This is a genomic window from uncultured Fibrobacter sp. (genome assembly GCF_946062555.1).
In the GTDB taxonomy this organism is placed as follows: domain Bacteria; phylum Fibrobacterota; class Fibrobacteria; order Fibrobacterales; family Fibrobacteraceae; genus Fibrobacter.
Genome location: NZ_CAMGVQ010000016.1, coordinates 45,414 through 64,506 on the forward strand (window position 1 = coordinate 45,414; position 19,093 = coordinate 64,506).

Consider the following 19,093-nt stretch of genomic DNA (forward strand, 5'->3'; position numbering starts at 1 on the left):
ATTGCTTTTCAACTCCGAATTCATAATTCTGAATTATCTACGCATTCACATATTTGTCCATAAAATCGTTAATAGGCAACGGTTTCGAATAGTAGAATCCCTGCAAGTTCTTGATTTTAAAGCGCAGCAGGAATTCACGCATTTCAGGCGTTTCGATACCTTCTGCCGTCACCGAAGACGAGAACGAATCCGCCAATTCCGAAATAAAACGCACCGTTTTCTGGTCAGAAGAATCCTGTTCGATATTCATCACGAAGCTACGGTCAATTTTCACCGAGGTAACCGGAATTTCTCGCAGAACCCCAATCGAGCTAAACCCTGTACCGAAATCATCAAGGGCAACCTTGATTCCTCGACCACGGAGCCTCGTGAAAATATTCTTAAGAAGATCCATGTCCAAAAGACGGCAACGTTCCGTAATTTCCAGGCACAGGTTCTGTGGCGGGAACTTTTCTTGTTCAAGAATATGAAGTACGCTATCAACAAAGTCCGGCTTTTCCAGCTGCGTATACGAAAGGTTCACGTTAATTACAAAACTCGGATAGGAATCAAGAATTTTCTTTGCATCCCTGATAGAAGTTCTTAAAATCCACTTACCCAGTTCCGGGAACAAATTATCTTGTTCCAAAACATCGACAAACTGTACGGGCGGAACAACACCATACTCGTTGCTATTCCAACGAATCAAGGCTTCGGCGCCAACAATCTTTTCGGAATCAGCGTCTACAATCGGCTGATAGCACAAATAGAAGCCTTCGCAATTATTCACGATGCTGTTGCGAATCACATTGATTCGTTCAATCGCAATGCGCTTATCATCATTTACGTTGTTCTTAAGAACGAACAGTTCTCCCAAGTGGTTGTTCTTGGACTCGTAATATGCAAATCGCAGGCAAGAATAAACCGTTTCTGCACTGACATCAAATTTTTCCAAGTTGATGGCTCCCGCCACAAACGAAAGAACTACGCGGGTTCCATCCACGTTAAAGTCATGAATGGAATTATACTGAATTCGCTTATACAGGTTCTTCAGGTCATCAACAGAAGCTTTCCGACAGACAACAGCGAACTTGGTACCGTCCATTCGATACCACGTTCCCATACCATGCGCCTCAGTCTTAACCATTTTCGAAAATTCCTGTAGCACACGGTTTCCAAAAGTATAGCCGTAAATTTCGTTCAGGCGAGAAAAATCATTAATACCCAGAATCATAATCTGCAAGCTTTCTCCACGACAACTTGCCGATTGCAGATCTTCCAGAAAACCGTACAGGCTCCTCATATTGGAAATATCGTCAAAATAACTCAGCGTATCGTTATTCTTGATTATTCCGCCAAAGAAATCTGGAGTACCATTCCCATCACGGAGCACAACACCTCGGCACGTGCAAACAATATAGCGGTCATCTTTTGTCAACACGCGATACTGAAGATTATGCTCACTTAGTTGGCCACTCATGACCTTATCGATATTTTCTTTATAAGCGGCGCGATCATCCGGATGGATACGCTCCATCCAGGTATAGGCGACCCCCTGCATATACTCGTCAGGCAAGCCGAAATAGCGAACAGCCTCTTTGGACCAGCGGGTCCAATCCGTCCCCATATCAGTCATATAGGTATATGCACCATTCGAAAGTACAGAAAAAGCCTCGTACAAGGAATCTATTTTCGCTTTGACAGCATTATCCATCAATTTCTCCTTCTGATGCAACAACGCGGTTCTTGCCCAACTTTTTAGCCCTATACAGAGCGTTGTCGACACGAACAATCGTGGCATCAACACTTTCGCCCTTCCGAAGTTCAGCTACACCGGCACTCACAGAACGACAACCTGCTTTTTCAAATGTAATATCATTGAACGCGACACGAACCCGATTAGCAAAATCCATAGCCGTTTTTAAAGAAGATTCTTGCAAAAGCGCCATAAATTCATCCCCTCCCCAACGACCAATAGGCGATTTTACATCCAAGACCACCGGGCGAATATTAAATTCAGTATTACCTATGTTTTCTTTGCACATCGCCTCAAACTCGTCTGCGTTAAATTCAGACGCACGCACCCCAGAGAGTCCTGTATCATCGGCTACAGTGCGTAAGATTCGTCCCATTTCAGCAATGACCACATCACCTTCAGCGCGCCCGTAGATTTCGTTAATTTGTTTAAAGTCATCAATATCAAGCATAACAAGGCAACCCGACGCCCCACTTTCGACACATTCATTAATCCTGTGTTGGATTTCGGCGCGGTTAAACATAGACGACAGCGAATCCGTAACTGCGGTAAACGAAAGTTTCGCATTTGCTTCTATTTGTTCGCGAGTCGTAGCATCAATAAAGGTCGCCAGACGGTTAATCATGGAAACCTTGCCCGAGAAACTTTCTTCAGGCACCTCAAAATCGTAACGTTCCCCACCCTTTCCTTCACGCATTCCTGCAATAACAAGAGTCGCATTGTGCTGGTTCACGCAACAACCCGTACGCAAGAATTCACTAGAAGAATAAAAGCCCGAAGTAGACGCAATACTCTGCAGCGGGAGCGTCTCACTACTAATTTCTTCTTTGCCCCAAAAGATTCGACGCACCACACAAGAAAAGACTTTAATGACTTCCGGGTTGAACACTCCTACTTCGCGGCCGTCTTTTCGAACACTTGCGAGAATAGTCCTCGGATCACCATAAGCAAGTCGCACCTTTACCCCTTCTTCAATATCTGAAGACATGACCACGGAACCATCCTCGTTACAGGCAACCGGCGCACGCATGATATCGATTCCATTTCGCTTATAGGACAACGGGAATTCCAGCGTATTGAAAATAAAATGTTCGTCATTTAGGACATTCAGATAACGATGATAGATTTCATAAGCCGGCACGCCATCCATTTTATACAGCACAGGGCCTTGCGCCTTCGTCACTGAAAATTCACGGCCAAGGGGTTTCCATCCTATTACATGAGTTGTATAGACAAAAAAGTCCTCACCTCCCATCAAAAGGACAAGAACTCCTTTTCCGGAATACCCGCCCACATTTGAAAAAACGCATGTTTCTGAATTTTTCAAATCAGGATTGTTGGCTCCACCGCCAAAAATGGCAATCGATGGATCCACGCCCTTGAACGCGTCGCAGAACGACGCCATGGATACTCCAAGGGTCGTCAGTTGCAGTTCAACCGCCTTCACCCATGGATTCGCCTTGATTTCATCTTTTATGCTTTCTACTACACCGGCATTTTCATCGCTTATTGTATACTGTAACAGTTTTATTTGGGTCGTAGGATATTCAAAAATCGTACAGATAACGGAAATTTCCGCATTAGAAATCCGTCCATCCACAATGTTGCCCGCCGTAGAACAACCCATATACACAGAATCCGGGAAATTCTGCGATATAACATCGCAAACAAGGTCTATTTGCCCCCGATCCATGGAATTGGAATAAATCTGAAATACCACATGAGAAAACACTCTTGACTTGCACCAGAGATTAATCTTATCCAGATCCCGTTTTAAAGAAGTGACGCTGTGATAATCAAACTGGAATTGTTTCATATATATGGAATCCCTGCACAATAATCCTATATATAAGATATCATATTGACATTGGTTTTGTTCGAAAAAATTTGCGTTAATTATTCCAACTTGGAATATTTGGGATTAAAATGCCCTAAATGACGAATTTATGAACAATTTCGGCAATTCCACCGTGGTTATTATCCGCTTTTGTCACATAATTGGCCTCCGATCTCGCCACCTCGGAGGCATTTGCCATGGCAATTCCTACTCCTGCAGCCTCAATCATCGTGCAATCATTCTCCTCGTCGCCCACAGCAATGGTATCCGAGAGAGGGACCTTGTAAAAATTGGCCATGAACCGCACCGCGTCGCCCTTATTGGACTGCATGTGCGAAAATTCAAGCATTTCGGGCTTGCTGAATACATCAAAGAGTTTGCCCTCCGTCGTCTTGCGCATCTCGGTGCGGAAATCCACCAAGCTTGAATGATCGAACGGGGTAATGATATTCACCTTGATAGGCGGCTTCACCACCACGTTGATCGGCGCCGTCGGTGCTTTTCCCGAAACAACATCCGCTAAGCCAAAGAATTCGCGGATATCATCCACGACAGCATAATCCATCTGCATCAAGCGGCAGTAGGTCTTGAGCTGTTCCGTCTCGTATTCCGACACCACAAGGTCGCCCGCGTAGGTATGCGCATGCATCCCCCGCTTATGGGCCTCGTCCATGATGAACTTGACCGATTCCACCGGGATGCGACGAGTAAGGATAGACTGTTCGGTAGCGCAATCGTAGATGAGGCCTCCGTTGAAGCTCACTAAAAAGAAGCCCGGCTTGTCGAAACCGTACCTTTGCGCCAACTTTTTGGCACTCGTAAGCGGACGCCCAGTGCAGAGCACCAACTTATGACCGCACTTAAGCATTTCCTCGATAGCCTTCATGTCTATATCGAGAATGGTCTTGTCGTCGGTCAAGAGCGTGCCGTCAAGGTCGGTGAAAAGAAGTTTCATGCGTAGAATATAGTAATTCAGAATTCGGATTTCAAAATTCGGGACAACTATTGGTAGAGCTTAGATAAGAAAGGAATGCTCTAACTCTAAGCTCTTTTTCTATATTCATCGATATGAGAATCGATGATTTTTTGAGCGAAGCAAAAACTGTAGCCATTTTCGGGCACGTGCGTCCGGACGGCGACTGCGTGGGGTCGACCACGGGCATTTACAACTACATCAAGGACAACTGTCCGGGCATTAGCGTGGACCTGTATCTTGAGAACTTCCCCGACAGCTACAAAATTCTTCGCGGGGCAAGCGACGCCCGCTCCGCCTGGACTGCCGAAAGCAACGGCGGCAAGCCCTACGATTTGGCCTTCTTGATGGACACCCCGAGCTTTGAACGGGTGGGTGCAAATGGAACCGAATGCATCAAGGCCGCGAAAAAGACCATCAACATCGATCACCATATTTCAAACCCGCTGAACCTTTGCACCCTGAACCTGGTGGAACCCGAAGCGAGTTCCGCAAGCGAAGTGCTTTACGTAAGCCTCGACAGGAGCAAGGTTTCAAAAGAAGCGGCAAACAGCATGTACTTAGGAATCGTGCACGACACGGGTGCCTTCAAGTTCAGCTGCACCGGCAAGCGCACCATGCAAGTGGTCGGTGACTTAATCGAAAAGGGCGTTGACTTCGCGAAAATCGTGAACGAGACCTACTATACGCGCACCTACAAGCAGACGCTCGTGACCGGATTCGTCATGGAAAACTGCAAACTCGGGCTCGGCGGTAAAGTGGTCTACGCCCACATCACCCCCGAAGACATGCAGCGTTTCGACGTGACGCCGGTTGAACTTTCGAATGTCATCGACACCATCCGCGAAGTCGGCGGCACCGAAGTGGCCTTATTCCTGTACCCCGTGAACGGCAAGTACAAGATCAGCCTGCGCAGCAATTATGTAGTTGATGTAAACGCCATCGCCCGCGAATTCGGCGGAGGCGGCCACACCCGTGCCGCCGGTGGCGACACCAGCGATGCGCCTGAAATCACTATCGAGAAAATCCTGAAGCTGGTTGAAAAGCAACTATAGCGCGAACAAGGCAACCGCAAGCAGCACGAATACGACACCGCTGAACCAGTTGAGGTTGCGGTTCGCTTTCGGGCTATTCAGCAAGAACTTTTTGACGGCACCCGCAAGTAACGCGACGGAGCCGAATACAACGAACGTCGCAACGATAAATTCAGCGCCCAAAATTACCATTTGCAGGCTCGGGTGAATGGGGCGCTCCAGGCGAACTGCCGGCGGAATAAACGAAAGCAAAAAGAGAATCACCTTCGGGTTCGAAATGTTCATGAGGATTCCGCGCAGGTAAAGCTTGCGACCGGAAAGACGCGCCTCTCCCAGATTCTTCGACTCCGTCACTTCGTGACTCCGCTCAGGATGACACTCGGAAGCCTCGCCAGCAGCAACCGTGCCGGCACGGACCAGGAAGCTCTTGTAGGCCAAATACAGCAAGTACGCCGCCCCCAGGCACTGCATTACAAAGAACGCCTTCGGGCTTGCAGCGACTAAGGCGGACACCCCAGCCACGAGCAAGCCTACCTGAATCACAATACCCGTGCAAAGTCCCAAAATCACGCAAAAACCGGCACGGGCGCCGTGGGTCGCACTTTGCGCCAATACAAATAAGTTATCTGGGCCGGGGGCAATTCCCACCACCAAGGCAGCAATAAAGAATTCTAGCATAGACTGTAGGAAATTGGCTGTAGATGGTTGATTTCTATAGCTTGTCCAAGAAACTATCGACATCGAGTTCGTCGAGGTCTTTCTGCAAGTCCGAAAGCACATCGTCCGAAATGACCGCCGGCTGAACCGTTTCCGGCGCACTCGGGGCCATGGCTCCAGCAATGTTTTCTGCAGCGGCGTCGAATTCCGATGGAGCAGACCCCGCACGCGGATTAGGCAGGCGATCACCCTTTTCGGATCGTTCTTCAGCCAGGGCTTCGGAGGCATCGACCATCTTTTTGAGGGCCTCGGCCACAGCACCCATAGCACCACCATTGCTGACAACGGCGTCTATCGCGCGACTCAGTTTCTTGCGGAGTCCGGCAAATTCTTCGCGATCCAACTCGGCAACTTCGCCATGGAAATACATCAAAGGGGTCTTGCAGCGGGCGCAGCAAAACACCATCATGTTGGCGCCATCCCCTTGGATTTGAGCGTCAAAGGATGTACCACAATGGGGGCAGTCAATATGGAATTCACTCATGCCCTATAATTTAGCAAAAATCCGAGTTCTACAACATTATTTTTTTTGATATCATTCCTATCGCTAACTTTATTTTTATTTTTTATCATGTCCTGCTTGTTTTTCGTGCACCTTTTTATGATTTTTCACTTTGTGAATATATCTGAGTTACAACTCCTAACTCCGAAATCCAAATTCTGAATTATCCATGCTTTGCCAGTGGCTTTATCATTTAACTAGCATTGACCTTTTCGACGGTCGTCTATTCCGTGCGGGTGTCGCCGCCATGCTCTCCATCATCCTCGTCATGACCTTCATGCCGATCTACATTCGAAAGCTCCAGAGCCTTGATGCAACTTCCGACTTCGATAAAGATGGTAAATCCAAGTCTCCCCCGATTATGGGCGGTCTGCTTCTGGTGATTGTCGTAGAAATCGTGTCACTCCTGGTGTGCAAGATGAACGGCTACACCATTTCGACTCTGATTGTGCTAGCCGCGTTTTCTGCCGTGGGTGCCATCGACGACATCGCCAAAGTCAAGGCCAAGCGCCTAATCAAGCTCGGCAAACTCAAGGCCGCCGACTACATGGACAAGGCCGACGGTATTTCTAGCAGCCTTAGACTTTTCCTCTATTTCTTGTTTAGCTTGGTCGTCGCTATCTTCTGCTACAAGTTCATTCCCGAACTCAAGGGCGACCTGACGATTCCCTTCTGCCCCATCGACGTGTTCCAGATTCACCTGCCCAACTGGGTTTTCGTCGGATTCATGACTTTTGTAATCGCCGCCTCTGCCAATGGCACCAACTTTACCGACGGTCTCGACAGTCTTGTTTCGGTGCCGATTCTTTCGAGCATGATTTTCGTAGGGCTCGTAGCTTACGTGAGCGGCAACTTTATCTTTAGCCAGTACCTGAGCGTTCCGTACCTGCCCGGCTGCGACGAACTGTTCCCGCTTGCCATGTCGATTGCAGGCGCACTCCTCGCCTACTTGTGGTTCAACAGCCCTCCGGCCGAAATCTACATGGGCGACGCCGGTTCCGTAGGCTTTGGAGCCGCTATCGGTATTATGTTTATTCTGGTACAGGCAGGGCTATTCCTCCCCATCGTCTGCATCATCATCATCGCCGAAGCCTGCTCCGTGTTGCTCCAGATCAGCTGGTTCAAGTTCACCAAGAAAACCACCGGCGAAGGCAAGCGCATTTTCCTTTGCGCACCTCTCCACCACCACTTCCAAAAGAAGTGGGAAGGCCGCTTCCCGAGCAAGCCGCTCATGAATTCCAAAATCGTGTGGCGCATGCACCTCATCAGCATTTTCGCGCTCATCGTGAGCATGGTGATTTTCTTCGGCATTAGGTAAAATATGAACATTATTGAATCCTTGAATGCGGCGGGTCAGCAAGAGCTGGTCGCCAAGCTAGAATCTTTGAGCGGCGATGCCCGCAAGCATTTGGAGCGCGACATAGCCAGCCAGGACTGGGAAGAGTTGAAGGCTCTTTATACCGAAAAATCGAACGCCTCGCTGGAAGACAACGTGTCGGGAGACTTGAAACCGATGCCGTTCAAAACCGCGATTGACGACTTGCGCTACGACTTTTGGAAAGAGACCGGCGAAATACTTTTGGGCAAAGGTCAGGTAGCCGCGTTCCTCGTGGCAGGCGGTCAAGGTTCTCGCCTCGGTTTCGATGGTCCGAAGGGTATGTTCGACATCGGTCTTCCGAGCCACAAGAGCCTTTTCCAGCTGCAGGCAGAACGCTTGCAGAACTTGGCCGCCCAAGTAGGCTATGCGATTCCGTGGTGCATCATGACGAGTCCGCTGAACCACGAAGCGACCGTCAACTTCTTTACCGAGCACAACTTTTTCGGTTACGCCCGCGAAAACATCCGTTTCTTTGAACAAGGCACGATTTGTGCGCTCGACCCGAACGGGAAGGCCGTCGTCGACGAAAACAACCGCTTGGCTCTGGTGCCCGATGGAAACGGAGGATGCTTTAGGGCGCTCGCCCAAAGCGGAACTCTCGCCTGGTTGATTGAAAAAGGCGTTCGCTACGTATTCCTTTACAGCGTCGACAACGCCCTCTGCCGCATTTGCGATCCCGCCTTTATTGGCGCACTCGCGAGCGAAGGCCGCAGCATGTCGGCATCCAAGGTGGTGCACAAGGCGGGACCCAACGAAAAAGTGGGCATCTTCGCCTTGCAGAACGGCAAGCCCGGTGTCGTCGAATACAGCGACTTGCCCGAAAGCTACCGCGATATGACCAACGCTGACGGAAGCCTCACTTTCGACGGCGGAAACATTGCCATTCACCTGTTCAAGCTTGAGGGACTGCGCAAGTTGCAGACAAGCAAACTCCCGTGGCATACGGCCCGCAAGACCGTTTGCGGCATCGAAAAATGCTGGAAGTTCGAGCAGTTCCTGTTCGACGCCTTCCCGCAGCTGGGCACGATGATGCCGTTTGGTGTGGTGCGCGAAGAGGAATTTTCTCCGGTGAAAAACGCCGAAGGAAACGACTCCCCGAAGACTGCACGTACCATGATTGGCCGACTTCACCGTGAATGGTTGCGCAAGGCCCACATCGAAGTAAATCCGAACAAACTGTACGAAGTCTCGCCCACACTGAGCTATGCAGGCGAAAGTCTCAGCCGTCGCGTGTTCGAACGTGAACTCGGAAGAAATATTCTGGAATTCGATGAATAATCTAGAATTCGGAATTCAGAATTCGGAATTGCCTTATGCGAGTAAAGTTCATCGCATATAATACATTGGTGAACATCCTGTTACGAATGCCGGATATTTTTTATTCGGCACTTTTTGCAGTTGCTTTTCCGATTTACAAGGCGCTGCATACCGAGCGCGCTTACGGGCGCACGGTAAAGCACCTTGCTCGCTCAAGGGCTTATTTAAAAACAGGCATTTGCGCCCGTGACGTTTTCAAAGGCATTTTCTGGAACGCGCTGGATTCATACCGGGGGCTCGCACGCTTCAAAAGTGTCGAAAGCCGAATCGTCTACGAAAACGAAGAAATCATCGGCGAAGCTATAGCGGAATGCGCCAAGAACGGAAAGCCCATCGCAGGCATCAGTATTCATCAAGGAGCATTTGAATTGCTGCACCGCGCTCTTTGCCGCTACAGCGAGCACGTGCACCTGATTACCGATTCCGTTGGCAACGAATCCTTCCGCGAAGTTCTCAAGGATCTCCGCAGCGATCCGCATCTCACCGAATACCACCCCGAAGAAACAGGAAAACTTATCCGTGACCTGTTCCATACCAAGGGAATCCTCGCGATGGTTTTCGACCAGGGCAAGAACACCAAGGGCAATTCCGTCGAACTCTTTGGACAAAAAAGCACGCTGTACTTGCGCCTTCCACAAAAGGTGAACGAGATGGGCGCAGGCATCGTTCTTTTCCGCACCTGGACCGAATACGCACCACAAAAACGCATCGTCATCCGATTCGAAAAATACTATCCACCCCGATTCGACAAAACGCTCGCGGGCAACAACTTGCAAAAAGACGAGCATAGCGCGCTCGTCTCAAGTATCGCAAAAGAAATGGAATCCTGGATATCCGAGCACCCAGAACAATGGAGCTGGAATTACCACGGAAACTTCCGCTAGTCTCCGAACAGGGTGTCCTTGATGCGCTGCAAGGTAGATTCTTCTTCGCCGCTGCGCACGATCACCACGATTTTCGATTTCGCATAATGGTCCGTAAAGCTTACGATCCGTTCGCGTTCTTCCGTGACCGAAAATGCGGCAAGCCCAATATCGGCCTTGCCAGAATCCACTGCGGCAATAATTTCATCAAAATCAATATCGACAATTTCAAGCGGACGTTCCATAAAATCCGCGATATAGCGCGCAATCTCGATATCAATTCCCTGGGGACCGCTTTCGGTACGGAACTCGTACGGAGGGAACTCGGCATTGGTCGCAATCCTCAATACTGGGCCACTCGCAGAATCAGGTTTATAATGATAATCGCCCGAACCACCGATATACGATGCAAAAATAGAATCATAGACACCCATCGTCCGCATCTGGATGAGCGCCATATTGACAGTATCAAGCAGGCCCCAATTCTTCTTGGCAACAATTCCCGCATACGATTCTTCCATAAAGACTTCATCAAGAATACGCAGGGACTGGTACTTGCCTTCAAAGACAGAAGCCGGGGCATCGTCACCCAACACCGCATCTACATCGCCACGACGAAGCGCCTGGACGGCCTCTTCCAGGGTCGGATATTTTTCCACCTGAAGCTTGGCTGTATCGCCACCAAAATCGGCTGCATAAACTTCGGCGGTACTCGCCTCCAGTACACCGACCTTCTTATTCGTTAAATCATTAATTGCAAAGACACGATTTTCCGGGACATTGGACTTTCCGCATCCCGTAAAGCAAATGCAAAACGCAATCAGCACCCCCAAAAAACACTTCGCTCTCATCGTTACATAAGCCTCACAATATACTTACATCAATTTCAATATAGCAAAAGAAAACCCCAAAAGAGGTTTCGATGGCATCATAAAAAGCTTTTCTAGCGTAATTTTGTCAAGATTTGCCGCTAAAATAGGAGCATCGGGGGCCAATGTCCCGCCTTCGGACGTTCCTTGAACTCCGCTCCAGGCATAAAATCGGCCAAGGCAATCGTCATCGATGGAGGAACCGCCCGGTCCATGCGACCATAGAGGACCTGTACGCCACCTCCTGCCGTATCAATCAAGGAATCAATGCGATTCTTCGCCATGTACTCCAGTCCCAAGCGCAACGCCTCCGGTTTTATGCGTTTGGCACATTTCAACCAGTCGTCCTGCCATTCCCCCAGTTCATCTTCAAGCAACTCATAAAATGCATTGATCGTCGCATCCGACGCTGTCAGTGTTTGATGCGCAATAAAGGAGAGATTTTCTGCCGTCCACTCACTTTCTTCGGAACAGTAATCCGCAAAAGGAGACAGCAGGATCCAGCGTTGTCCCTTAGGCCGGAAAGCAGCATTCTTCAACAAGGCAAAAGCACCCAGTCCCCAACCTACGACAGTCGATGCCGAGGCAAGGTCCGGTTCTCCATACAAATGATCTAAATACGAAACCATTTTTTCGTAAGGAACAAAAAGATGGTCCGCCTCTGGCGACACCGTCGCCAGTTCGTCTTCCCACAACCCCATATCCGAGGCAAAATCCGGGAGCCATATCCATTTTTCTTTCATAACACGTTCCTAGAATTCTGTTCGTAATACATTCCTAAATATACAGAGTTTTTTAGAAATGGAACAATTCTCAGAAAAAAAATTCAAATTCGTCCATTTTTCATATTCCAATGTGGAATATTCTGAATGAAAAATAAAGTTCATAGTCCACTTTTTTGCGATAAACATTATATTTTCAAGGTGATGTTTCAGAGAAATAAATTCATTTTTCGTTTTTTCATTTTTTTCTGCTTGAGCCTTGCGCTTTCCGCATGGGCAGAAACATCGACCGAAGCCCCTAGATACCCGCAAAGGCCCTCCGAAAGCAACATCTACGACGACAATCACTTATTAAATGCATCCGAGACTAGCCTTTTCAACAGCCTTACGGACGAACTCTACCGAAAGACAGGCATCGAACTCACCTGCGTCCTGCTAGACGACATCGGACACGTGAACCAGTTCGAAAAAAGTGAACTCTATGCCCAGAATACCGCTAGGGAATGGCACCTCGGCAAACACTCCGCCGAAGGAATCATGATCTTTGTCGCCCAGAAGCAGCGTTGGAAGAACATTGTCGTCACGCCAGCTCTAGAAAAAAAATTTGACGAAAAGACTCTCGCCAAGATTCAGCAAAAGACACTGATTCCGGCATTCCGCGAATACAACTATGGCGAAGGAATTCTTTCCCTGTCTTACGCACTCGCCCAGATGGGCGCCAAAGCCAAGGGGAAACAACTTGATATCGATGCCACGCCCTACAAGCTGAGCGAAAACAGCGTTCCCGCACTCATGATCCTGTTCATCCTCTTTGTATTCTTCTTGCTCCTCATGGCCAAATTCAACGGAGGCCGCGGCAACGGCATTCTCTGGTTCCTGTTCGGAGGCGCCATCAAGAACAAGAAAAAAGATGAAGCAGAAGTCGGATTCGGCGGAGGATTCGGCGGCTCCCCGAGAGGTTTCGGAGGCGGTTTCGGAAACGGACTCGGCGGAGGATTCAGCAGCGGAATTGGTGAAGGATCTTCGTTCGGCAACGGAATAGGACGATTCGGTAAAAGGGACGACCTTTGGTAAGGTAGATTATGAAAAAGAACTTGAGCATCGTAGAACTGCAAAGATCCAAATGGCCGGGCATGTTGATGCAGGCTCTGGGTGACAACCTGGTTTCGGCATTTATCCATGGCGACGGACTCGTAGAAGGTTTCAACGCTCTTGAAACCCCCTGGACCGTGAGCTTCATCCTTCGAGACAATTCCACCGAAAAAATCAAGCCGTTGCAGGAATTGCTGAATGACGCAAAGAAAGAAAATGTGGAGTTCCGTTACTTTTTCACCCTTAAAGAAATCCAGACCTCCGAAGACGTCTTCCCGCTAGAATTCCTGCACATTGCAAACAGGAATGTCGCTCTCGCCGGTGCAAAGCCGCTCCCCAACTACGAGCCGAACCTGGAATGCCTGCGCCTGGAATGCGAACGGGAACTGCGCGGGCTCCTGATCCACCTGCGCAAAGCTTTTCTCTACATCCAGCAAAGCAGGAACCCGCTCGGATTTTTCGCCCGTGCCAATGCAACGCTGCTCCCGATTATGTACGGGGTCCACTACCTAAACCTCCGCACCTACCCCGAAAATCACCAGCAGATCTTTAACGAATACCCTTCGCTCAAGGCTCCTATCAGTAGCCGAAACGAAAAGGCTTTCCTCGACAGCATAAATAACTATATTGCGACCGTCACCGACATCGTGAACCTTGTGGACTCGATGGATGTAGTGTAAACGAGGAAAGCATGATCTGCAACAGCATTCTAGGGACCACCCACCACGGTACCTACAAGAAAGTTATCGATGTTCTGTTCGAACGGCACGAGCTTAAGGAACATTCCATCCGTCGCATCGCCAAGGACGGCGTAGAAATCGAAGTGGATGTCAACGAAGACCTACAAGAAGGCGACATCCTCGTCGAAACGGACCACTATGTTTATGCGGTGAAGATCTATGTTCCGAAGCCGCCAAAAGAAAATCTTGACCCCGTAAACAAGGTCAAGCATTACCTATAGCGAATCCGGACTTCTGAATCCAGATTTCGGAATTGAATTCAGATATTCATTTTTTGTACTACTATTTGCTCAACATTTTTCCGTTGAGCATCGCAATCCAATGCCTGTTCATCGCCTTGGCTGGAACCTTCAAGGTCGTGATTCCCTTACCAATTCGCATCTTGTACAGCACCGTTCCGTTCAAGTCGACAAGGGCAAACATTCCGCCCAGACTCGTCTGGATTTCGAGATGGTCTCCATTCACGGCAAAGTAGTTCGTCGGAGAAAGTCTGCTCAGATTTTCCATCTGAACATTCCTGTAATTTGACTGCGTTATGGTATCCTTCTGCCAATCCGGATCATGAATCACGGGCTCAGTCACAATGGGCTGCGCAGGTTCGGTAAATCCGAGTTGCCGGTCCATCCACTGCATTCTTTCTTTCATCTTCTTGCGAAGGTGTTCAAATTCGCCGTCCCAAGTGTTTGCATTATTGCCACCCATAGCGAGGCCACCTCCCATGCCGCCACCCCACATTCCCCACGGGTTCTGGTTTTGGCCGCCCTGGTTCTGGTTGCTGCAATATTTCATCGGCTCCGGATCGGGATCTCCCTGTCCGCTACCCTGTCCCAGGTTAGGCCAACGCTTGAAGTTGCGGTCAGCCGCCTTGGTGATGTAGACCTTCATGGAATCCAGGTACGCATCCATCGTCTTGGTATGCCACACTCCGCTGCGGAGTTCCGCCCAGCGCTTTTTCAATTCACTCTGATAAAGGCTGTCCTTCCACATGCCGATAAGCCAATTAGGGGCTTTCAGACCACCACCCATCATCATCATTCCACCCTGACCCTGTTTCTGAGGATTCTCGATTTGCCAGCCGTCAGTCGATGTCGAGCCCATGCCGCCACCGTTACTCATGGCGAGGTTAAAGTCCCAAGCCGGGCCAAGAGTCACCTTGCCACCCTTGCTGTCCTTGGGCTTGTGCAAGAAGAAACTGCACCAGTAGGAGTCGGAATTGTTGGTCACTTCTTCGTGCAGCACGTAGTCCAGCGCAGAAGTCATATCCACATAATTTTCGTAGCCGCTACCATTCTTACCGTTCTTGAACAGATTTTCGAGATCTTCCAGATATTTTTTCAGGTAGGCCTGCTGCTGAGTTTGCAGGTTTTCCTTCTTGGGGTAGTGCATGATGACATTCAAGCCATCCGCCGTGCTGAAACCTTCCTTGTTGATATCTTCCATGCCCATGCCACCGGTATTGGTACCCGTCTTATCGAACGCCCAGATGTAGCCGCCAGTCACGTCGTCGCCACTGATGTCGGTTTCCTTGAGTTTGCTCACGTTTACACGATACTTGCCGCGCTTGATTTTTTCGATGAGCACGTAGACGCCGCGGTACACGCCGTTGATATACAAGTCGAAATGCCTGGTGCGGGGGCTGTAATGCCCAGCCTGCCTAAATAGCCAATGGGCAAGGGCGTTGCGCATCATGCTCTTGTCCACATACGGGCCATGCAAGACCCAGTCATCACCAGGAGGAAGCCCAAACAGGCTTACATCCACGCCTTCGCCCTTCTCGTCGCGGACTTCGATGCTGTAACCCGGTTTCGGGAACTTGGCCGAGGACTGCCCACGAACCTTGATACCGATGTCATAGCGGGTTCCCTTGGCACTGTCGGCCACATTGTTCGTGGCACCATCAAGAACCTTCATGGTGGCAGGGATTTTCTCGGTCACATTCTGATCGAGGCACTCGCCCTTGGTATCAATGAACACAATCGGCAGATCGTAGGTCTGCGCAAGTGAAAAAGACGCCAATAGCACCGTGGCATAAATGACTTTAGCCCAATAGCCCATAAAACCTCCAAATTGGATAATATAAAAATACACCCAAACGTGTAAAAAATATCGTTAAAATCAATTTACGCGTTGTGTAATTTTACAACACCACGGCATTTGTTGTGTAAAAACTTTTATATCCACCTTGGATAAATCTGTTTAGGGCAACTATCAGGGCGGTCTAGGCATCAAAATAGGCGTATACAAGCCAACAATGTAAAATTTTTGTATAATAGTAGCTGATAAAAGCTACAGGAGGTAAATCATGTTTACCGAATCAAAGGCTCAAAAAGTTTCCGCCTTTCCATTCAACGCCAGTCTTACCTGGCTGTGTTTTTTGATTGCCGCCATTCTATGCCTGCCGGGCACAACCCGCGCACAGGAGCAATTTACGCCAGCGGAACTCGATACGCTCGTTTCGACCATCGCCCTCTACCCGGATCCCCTCCTGGTGCAGGTACTTGCCGCCTCTGTTCATGGTGACGAAATTCCGAGAGCATCTGACTGGGCCAACCAGCATAAGAACCTCAAGGGGCAGGAACTTGCCGAAAGAATCAAACTGGAAGACCTCCCCTACGACGAAAGCGTCCAGGCTCTTATTCCCTTCCCGACGGTCCTTGCCACCATGGCCAGGTATCAGGTATGGACCGATCAGCTAGGTGACGCCGTCGCCAGCCAAAAGGAAGCCGTGATGGATGCCGTGCAGCGTATGCGAAACGCCGCCTACCAACACGGACACCTGCAAAGCAACGAGCAGGTCAAGATTATTAAAGAAAAGACCATCATCATCGAGCCCGTGCAAAAAGAATACATCTACGTGCCAGTCTACAATCCGCACGTCGTTTACTACACCTATTCCAGTGGTTATTCGGGACTGCGTTACCGCTCCGGCGTATGGATCGGCAGCTACTACGATCCCTGGGGCTGGAACAGCAGCCGGTTCGAATGGGATACGCACCTGATTTACGTTCACGACTACCGCTGGTACCACAACAGGCCCCGTCCGCGCCACCCGCCGCATCGTTACGCGCCGCCCCCTCCACGAACCGACCGTCACGCTCCGCCGCCGCCCAGGGGCGACCGCTACGCGGTTCCGCCTAGCAAACCGGCGAAGGCCCCAATGAACCACCGCAACGCGCCCGTAAGCCACTCCTACGCTCCACAACCGCAACATACCTACACCCCGTCAAGCGTCCCCGTTTCCAGAACGGCAAACGTCAAGAACAACAGCTGGCAGGAGGATTACCATAACCAAAGCCACGGACAAACGTACGGCAACGTCACCGCCACTCGCAGCAGCGACAGGAACAGCGACCGCAACGGTTCAACAAACCGTAGCAGTTCAAACGGAAGCTCACGAGGTGGCTTCGGAAGAAGTATGAGAAAGTGATTCTGTCGCGAAAATAGGACTATCGTAGGTGACGCCCTAATCCAAGGTGCGTCACTTTTTTTGGATAATCAGGCAAATGACGGGGAGTTTCTTGTCGACCTCGTTTTCACTCGGGATAATCTCGCTAGAAACAACTTCACAGTTGAGTTCCTTCACGAAAAACTCGAGTTGGCTGCGTTCAAAGCCGAGCCAAATGTGACCGTGCGTGGTGCGGAAGGATTCTTCTTTGTGCTGCGCCAAGTCAAGGAGTGCAAGAGTTCCCCCGCGCTTGAGGATTCGCACCGATTCCTTAAGGGCCAAGCGCGGATCCGTTGCATGGTGAAGCACCTGGCTCATCAGGACGAGATCCGCAAAATTGTCGGGAAGCCCTGTATTCACCATATCGGCCACCTTGGGCGTCACGTTCAGGATATTTTTCTGCTTCAAGATTTTCTGGAGGCCGCTCACCACCTGCGGGTCGTAGTCGAGTGCCGTCACGTGCTTACAACGATGACAAAGCATCAGCGTGAGGTCGCCGCCTTCGCCACAGCCCACATCAACCGCGTTTTCGAACGGATACATGAGGCGACCGAACAGGCTGATTTGCGCCTTGAGGCTTCCCCCCGCCTGGTCCAGCTTGTGAATCTGTCCCTTGGTCTTGTCGGTGCGGTCTTCGAGCACCTGGGCGGCGCGACACTTGAGAATATCCTTATCCGGAAGAGCCTCGTAAGCATCGCGAATCATCGAGAGCATTCGGGTGCTCAGGTAAAGTTCCTCGCTCAGGCGGTAATACGCCTTGATGCCATCGCGACGGTCCTTGAGAAGGTTGCACGCAGAAAGTTTCGCCAAATGTCGGCTCGCATTACTCTGGTGAATATCCAAGATGTCCTTGATTTCGTTGACGGTAAATTCTGCCTGGTCCAGAAGTAACAGGATTTTGAGGCGCATTTCATCGGAAATGGCTCCAAACAGGTCCATGCTAGGTACGATCGGTTCGCGATTACTTAAAGATTCAGCCACAAAAGCTCCATTCGTTTTCTTTGAAGCAATATAATTTTTTTAGCTTAGGGGCTGTATGCGATTTTTCAAAAGGTCACTGATTGTAGGCATTCTGCTCCTGACTGGTTTCGCCCAGGCTTCCGAAGCAGAACGCCCTACATACAAACTGAGCCTAGAAAACGATTTACCGGCGACCTTGGCCGCAGGCGGTATGTTCGGGATAGGGATGTTCCTTTATTCCCGCATGGATACCCCCGAAACACTGAAAGACAAGGATGACCTTTTGCCCTGGGACAAGCCCCTGGCCGGCCGCTATAGCGAAACGGCCGACAAGGTAAGCGACATCGGTTCCGTTTTGGCCGTTGCTCCGCTAGCGATAGGGGGCATCGCCTGGTACAACGGAAACTCTACCGGAGCTGAATTCGCCACCTTTACCGTAATGCTCCTGCAAGCTGTCGGAATCGGGAACGGGATCAACGTGGCCATGCGTTCGCTCGAAATCTGGCCCCGCCCCTACATGTACGCCCCTTCGACAAGTTCGGGGACCGAAGCCGGCAAGGAAAAAGCCGAAAAAGCAAAGCCGGAAGCCTACGGGTCGTTCTTTTCGGGGCATGCCACCACCGCCTTTACCGTCGCCACATTTACCGACGAATGGTTCAGGACAACTTACCCGAATTCACCATACAAAGGAATCGTCAGAGTAACCGCCTACTCTCTTGCCGGCCTCGAAAGCATGTTGCGAGTCGCCGCCGGTAAACATTACTTAACCGATGTCATCGTAGGAGCGCTCGTGGGAACGGGCGTGAGCATCGGAATCCTGGAATTGCACCGGGACCGTAACGAAAACTTTTCAGTTTGGGCCGGTCCGGGTGTAGCGGGAATCACATTTCGTATATAACATAAAATTGT

At 49.9% G+C, this 19,093-nt stretch carries 18 protein-coding genes; 9 read left to right on the forward strand and 9 right to left on the reverse strand.

Annotated features, from left to right (window positions below; genetic code table 11):
* Positions 1-37: 37 nt before the first annotated feature.
* From Q0P86_RS06635 to Q0P86_RS06645, 3 genes are all read right to left on the reverse strand, one after another.
* The gene (locus tag Q0P86_RS06635; RefSeq protein WP_295038240.1) at positions 38-1,693 is read right to left on the reverse strand and encodes an EAL domain-containing protein; all 1,656 of its coding nucleotides are present in this window, start codon (positions 1,691-1,693) and stop codon (positions 38-40) included.
* Complete coding sequence (locus Q0P86_RS06640) at positions 1,686-3,551, reverse strand: diguanylate cyclase (protein WP_295038243.1); 1,866 nt, start codon at positions 3,549-3,551, stop codon at positions 1,686-1,688. The genes Q0P86_RS06635 and Q0P86_RS06640 overlap by 8 nt, the downstream gene beginning before the upstream one ends.
* 115 nt (positions 3,552-3,666) lie before the next feature.
* Positions 3,667-4,527: a Cof-type HAD-IIB family hydrolase gene (locus Q0P86_RS06645; RefSeq protein ID WP_295038247.1), complete on the reverse strand. Its 861-nt coding sequence runs from the start codon at positions 4,525-4,527 to the stop codon at positions 3,667-3,669.
* A 113-nt stretch (positions 4,528-4,640) separates the two neighbouring features.
* On the opposite strand from Q0P86_RS06645, the gene Q0P86_RS06650 reads away from it, so the two are divergent.
* Positions 4,641-5,600, forward strand: a complete 960-nt coding sequence (locus Q0P86_RS06650) for a bifunctional oligoribonuclease/PAP phosphatase NrnA (protein WP_295038250.1) — start codon at positions 4,641-4,643, stop codon at positions 5,598-5,600.
* Here Q0P86_RS06650 and Q0P86_RS06655 read toward each other — a convergent pair.
* A complete protein-coding gene (locus Q0P86_RS06655) occupies positions 5,595-6,257 on the reverse strand; it encodes a LysE family translocator (protein WP_295038252.1) in 663 nt (220 codons plus the stop codon). The genes Q0P86_RS06650 and Q0P86_RS06655 overlap by 6 nt on opposite strands.
* Before the next feature lie 34 nt (positions 6,258-6,291).
* Complete coding sequence (locus tag Q0P86_RS06660) at positions 6,292-6,780, reverse strand: hypothetical protein (RefSeq protein ID WP_295038256.1); 489 nt, start codon at positions 6,778-6,780, stop codon at positions 6,292-6,294.
* A gap of 187 nt (positions 6,781-6,967) precedes the next feature.
* On the opposite strand from Q0P86_RS06660, the gene mraY reads away from it, so the two are divergent.
* Genes mraY through Q0P86_RS06675 form a run of 3 tightly spaced genes read left to right on the forward strand, consistent with a single transcriptional unit; the run spans position 6,968 to position 10,377 of the window.
* The gene (gene mraY / locus Q0P86_RS06665) at positions 6,968-8,116 is read left to right on the forward strand and encodes a phospho-N-acetylmuramoyl-pentapeptide-transferase (RefSeq protein WP_294112441.1); all 1,149 of its coding nucleotides are present in this window, start codon (positions 6,968-6,970) and stop codon (positions 8,114-8,116) included.
* Between the two features lie 3 nt (positions 8,117-8,119).
* Complete coding sequence (locus Q0P86_RS06670; protein ID WP_295038259.1) at positions 8,120-9,454, forward strand: UDPGP type 1 family protein; 1,335 nt, start codon at positions 8,120-8,122, stop codon at positions 9,452-9,454.
* Between the two features lie 35 nt (positions 9,455-9,489).
* Entirely contained in the window at positions 9,490-10,377 is an 888-nt protein-coding gene (locus Q0P86_RS06675) for a lauroyl acyltransferase (protein WP_295038262.1), read from the forward strand.
* Here the strand turns inward: Q0P86_RS06675 and Q0P86_RS06680 are convergent.
* Positions 10,374-11,207, reverse strand: a complete 834-nt coding sequence (locus Q0P86_RS06680; protein ID WP_295038265.1) for a transporter substrate-binding domain-containing protein — start codon at positions 11,205-11,207, stop codon at positions 10,374-10,376. The two genes, Q0P86_RS06675 and Q0P86_RS06680, sit on opposite strands and share 4 nt — an antisense overlap.
* A gap of 119 nt (positions 11,208-11,326) precedes the next feature.
* Positions 11,327-11,968, reverse strand: coding sequence for an alpha/beta hydrolase (locus tag Q0P86_RS06685; RefSeq protein ID WP_295038268.1), 642 nt, complete (start codon positions 11,966-11,968; stop codon positions 11,327-11,329).
* Positions 11,969-12,199: 231 nt separating this feature from the next.
* Between Q0P86_RS06685 and Q0P86_RS06690 the strand changes: the two genes are divergently transcribed.
* Genes Q0P86_RS06690 through Q0P86_RS06700 form a run of 3 tightly spaced genes read left to right on the forward strand, consistent with a single transcriptional unit; the run spans position 12,200 to position 14,000 of the window.
* The gene (locus tag Q0P86_RS06690) at positions 12,200-13,021 is read left to right on the forward strand and encodes a YgcG family protein (RefSeq protein WP_295038271.1); all 822 of its coding nucleotides are present in this window, start codon (positions 12,200-12,202) and stop codon (positions 13,019-13,021) included.
* 8 nt (positions 13,022-13,029) lie between these two features.
* On the forward strand, positions 13,030-13,719 hold the full coding sequence (locus Q0P86_RS06695) for a hypothetical protein (protein WP_295038274.1): 690 nt from the start codon (positions 13,030-13,032) through the stop codon (positions 13,717-13,719).
* A gap of 11 nt (positions 13,720-13,730) precedes the next feature.
* Positions 13,731-14,000: a hypothetical protein gene (locus Q0P86_RS06700; protein WP_290992224.1), complete on the forward strand. Its 270-nt coding sequence runs from the start codon at positions 13,731-13,733 to the stop codon at positions 13,998-14,000.
* Positions 14,001-14,061: 61 nt separating this feature from the next.
* Here Q0P86_RS06700 and Q0P86_RS06705 read toward each other — a convergent pair whose 3' ends face one another.
* Positions 14,062-15,834, reverse strand: coding sequence for a CotH kinase family protein (locus Q0P86_RS06705; RefSeq protein WP_295038277.1), 1,773 nt, complete (start codon positions 15,832-15,834; stop codon positions 14,062-14,064).
* A 247-nt stretch (positions 15,835-16,081) separates the two neighbouring features.
* Between Q0P86_RS06705 and Q0P86_RS06710 the strand changes: the two genes are divergently transcribed.
* The gene (locus tag Q0P86_RS06710; protein WP_294112433.1) at positions 16,082-17,206 is read left to right on the forward strand and encodes a DUF3300 domain-containing protein; all 1,125 of its coding nucleotides are present in this window, start codon (positions 16,082-16,084) and stop codon (positions 17,204-17,206) included.
* 51 nt (positions 17,207-17,257) lie between these two features.
* Here the strand turns inward: Q0P86_RS06710 and Q0P86_RS06715 are convergent, their stop codons facing one another.
* Positions 17,258-18,205 (reverse strand): metalloregulator ArsR/SmtB family transcription factor, encoded by a 948-nt coding sequence (locus tag Q0P86_RS06715; protein WP_294112432.1) that lies wholly within the window; start codon positions 18,203-18,205, stop codon positions 17,258-17,260.
* A gap of 55 nt (positions 18,206-18,260) precedes the next feature.
* Here Q0P86_RS06715 and Q0P86_RS06720 point away from each other — a divergent pair, with 55 nt between their 5' ends.
* Entirely contained in the window at positions 18,261-19,082 is an 822-nt protein-coding gene (locus tag Q0P86_RS06720; RefSeq protein ID WP_294112431.1) for a phosphatase PAP2 family protein, read from the forward strand.
* Positions 19,083-19,093 lie beyond the last annotated feature (11 nt).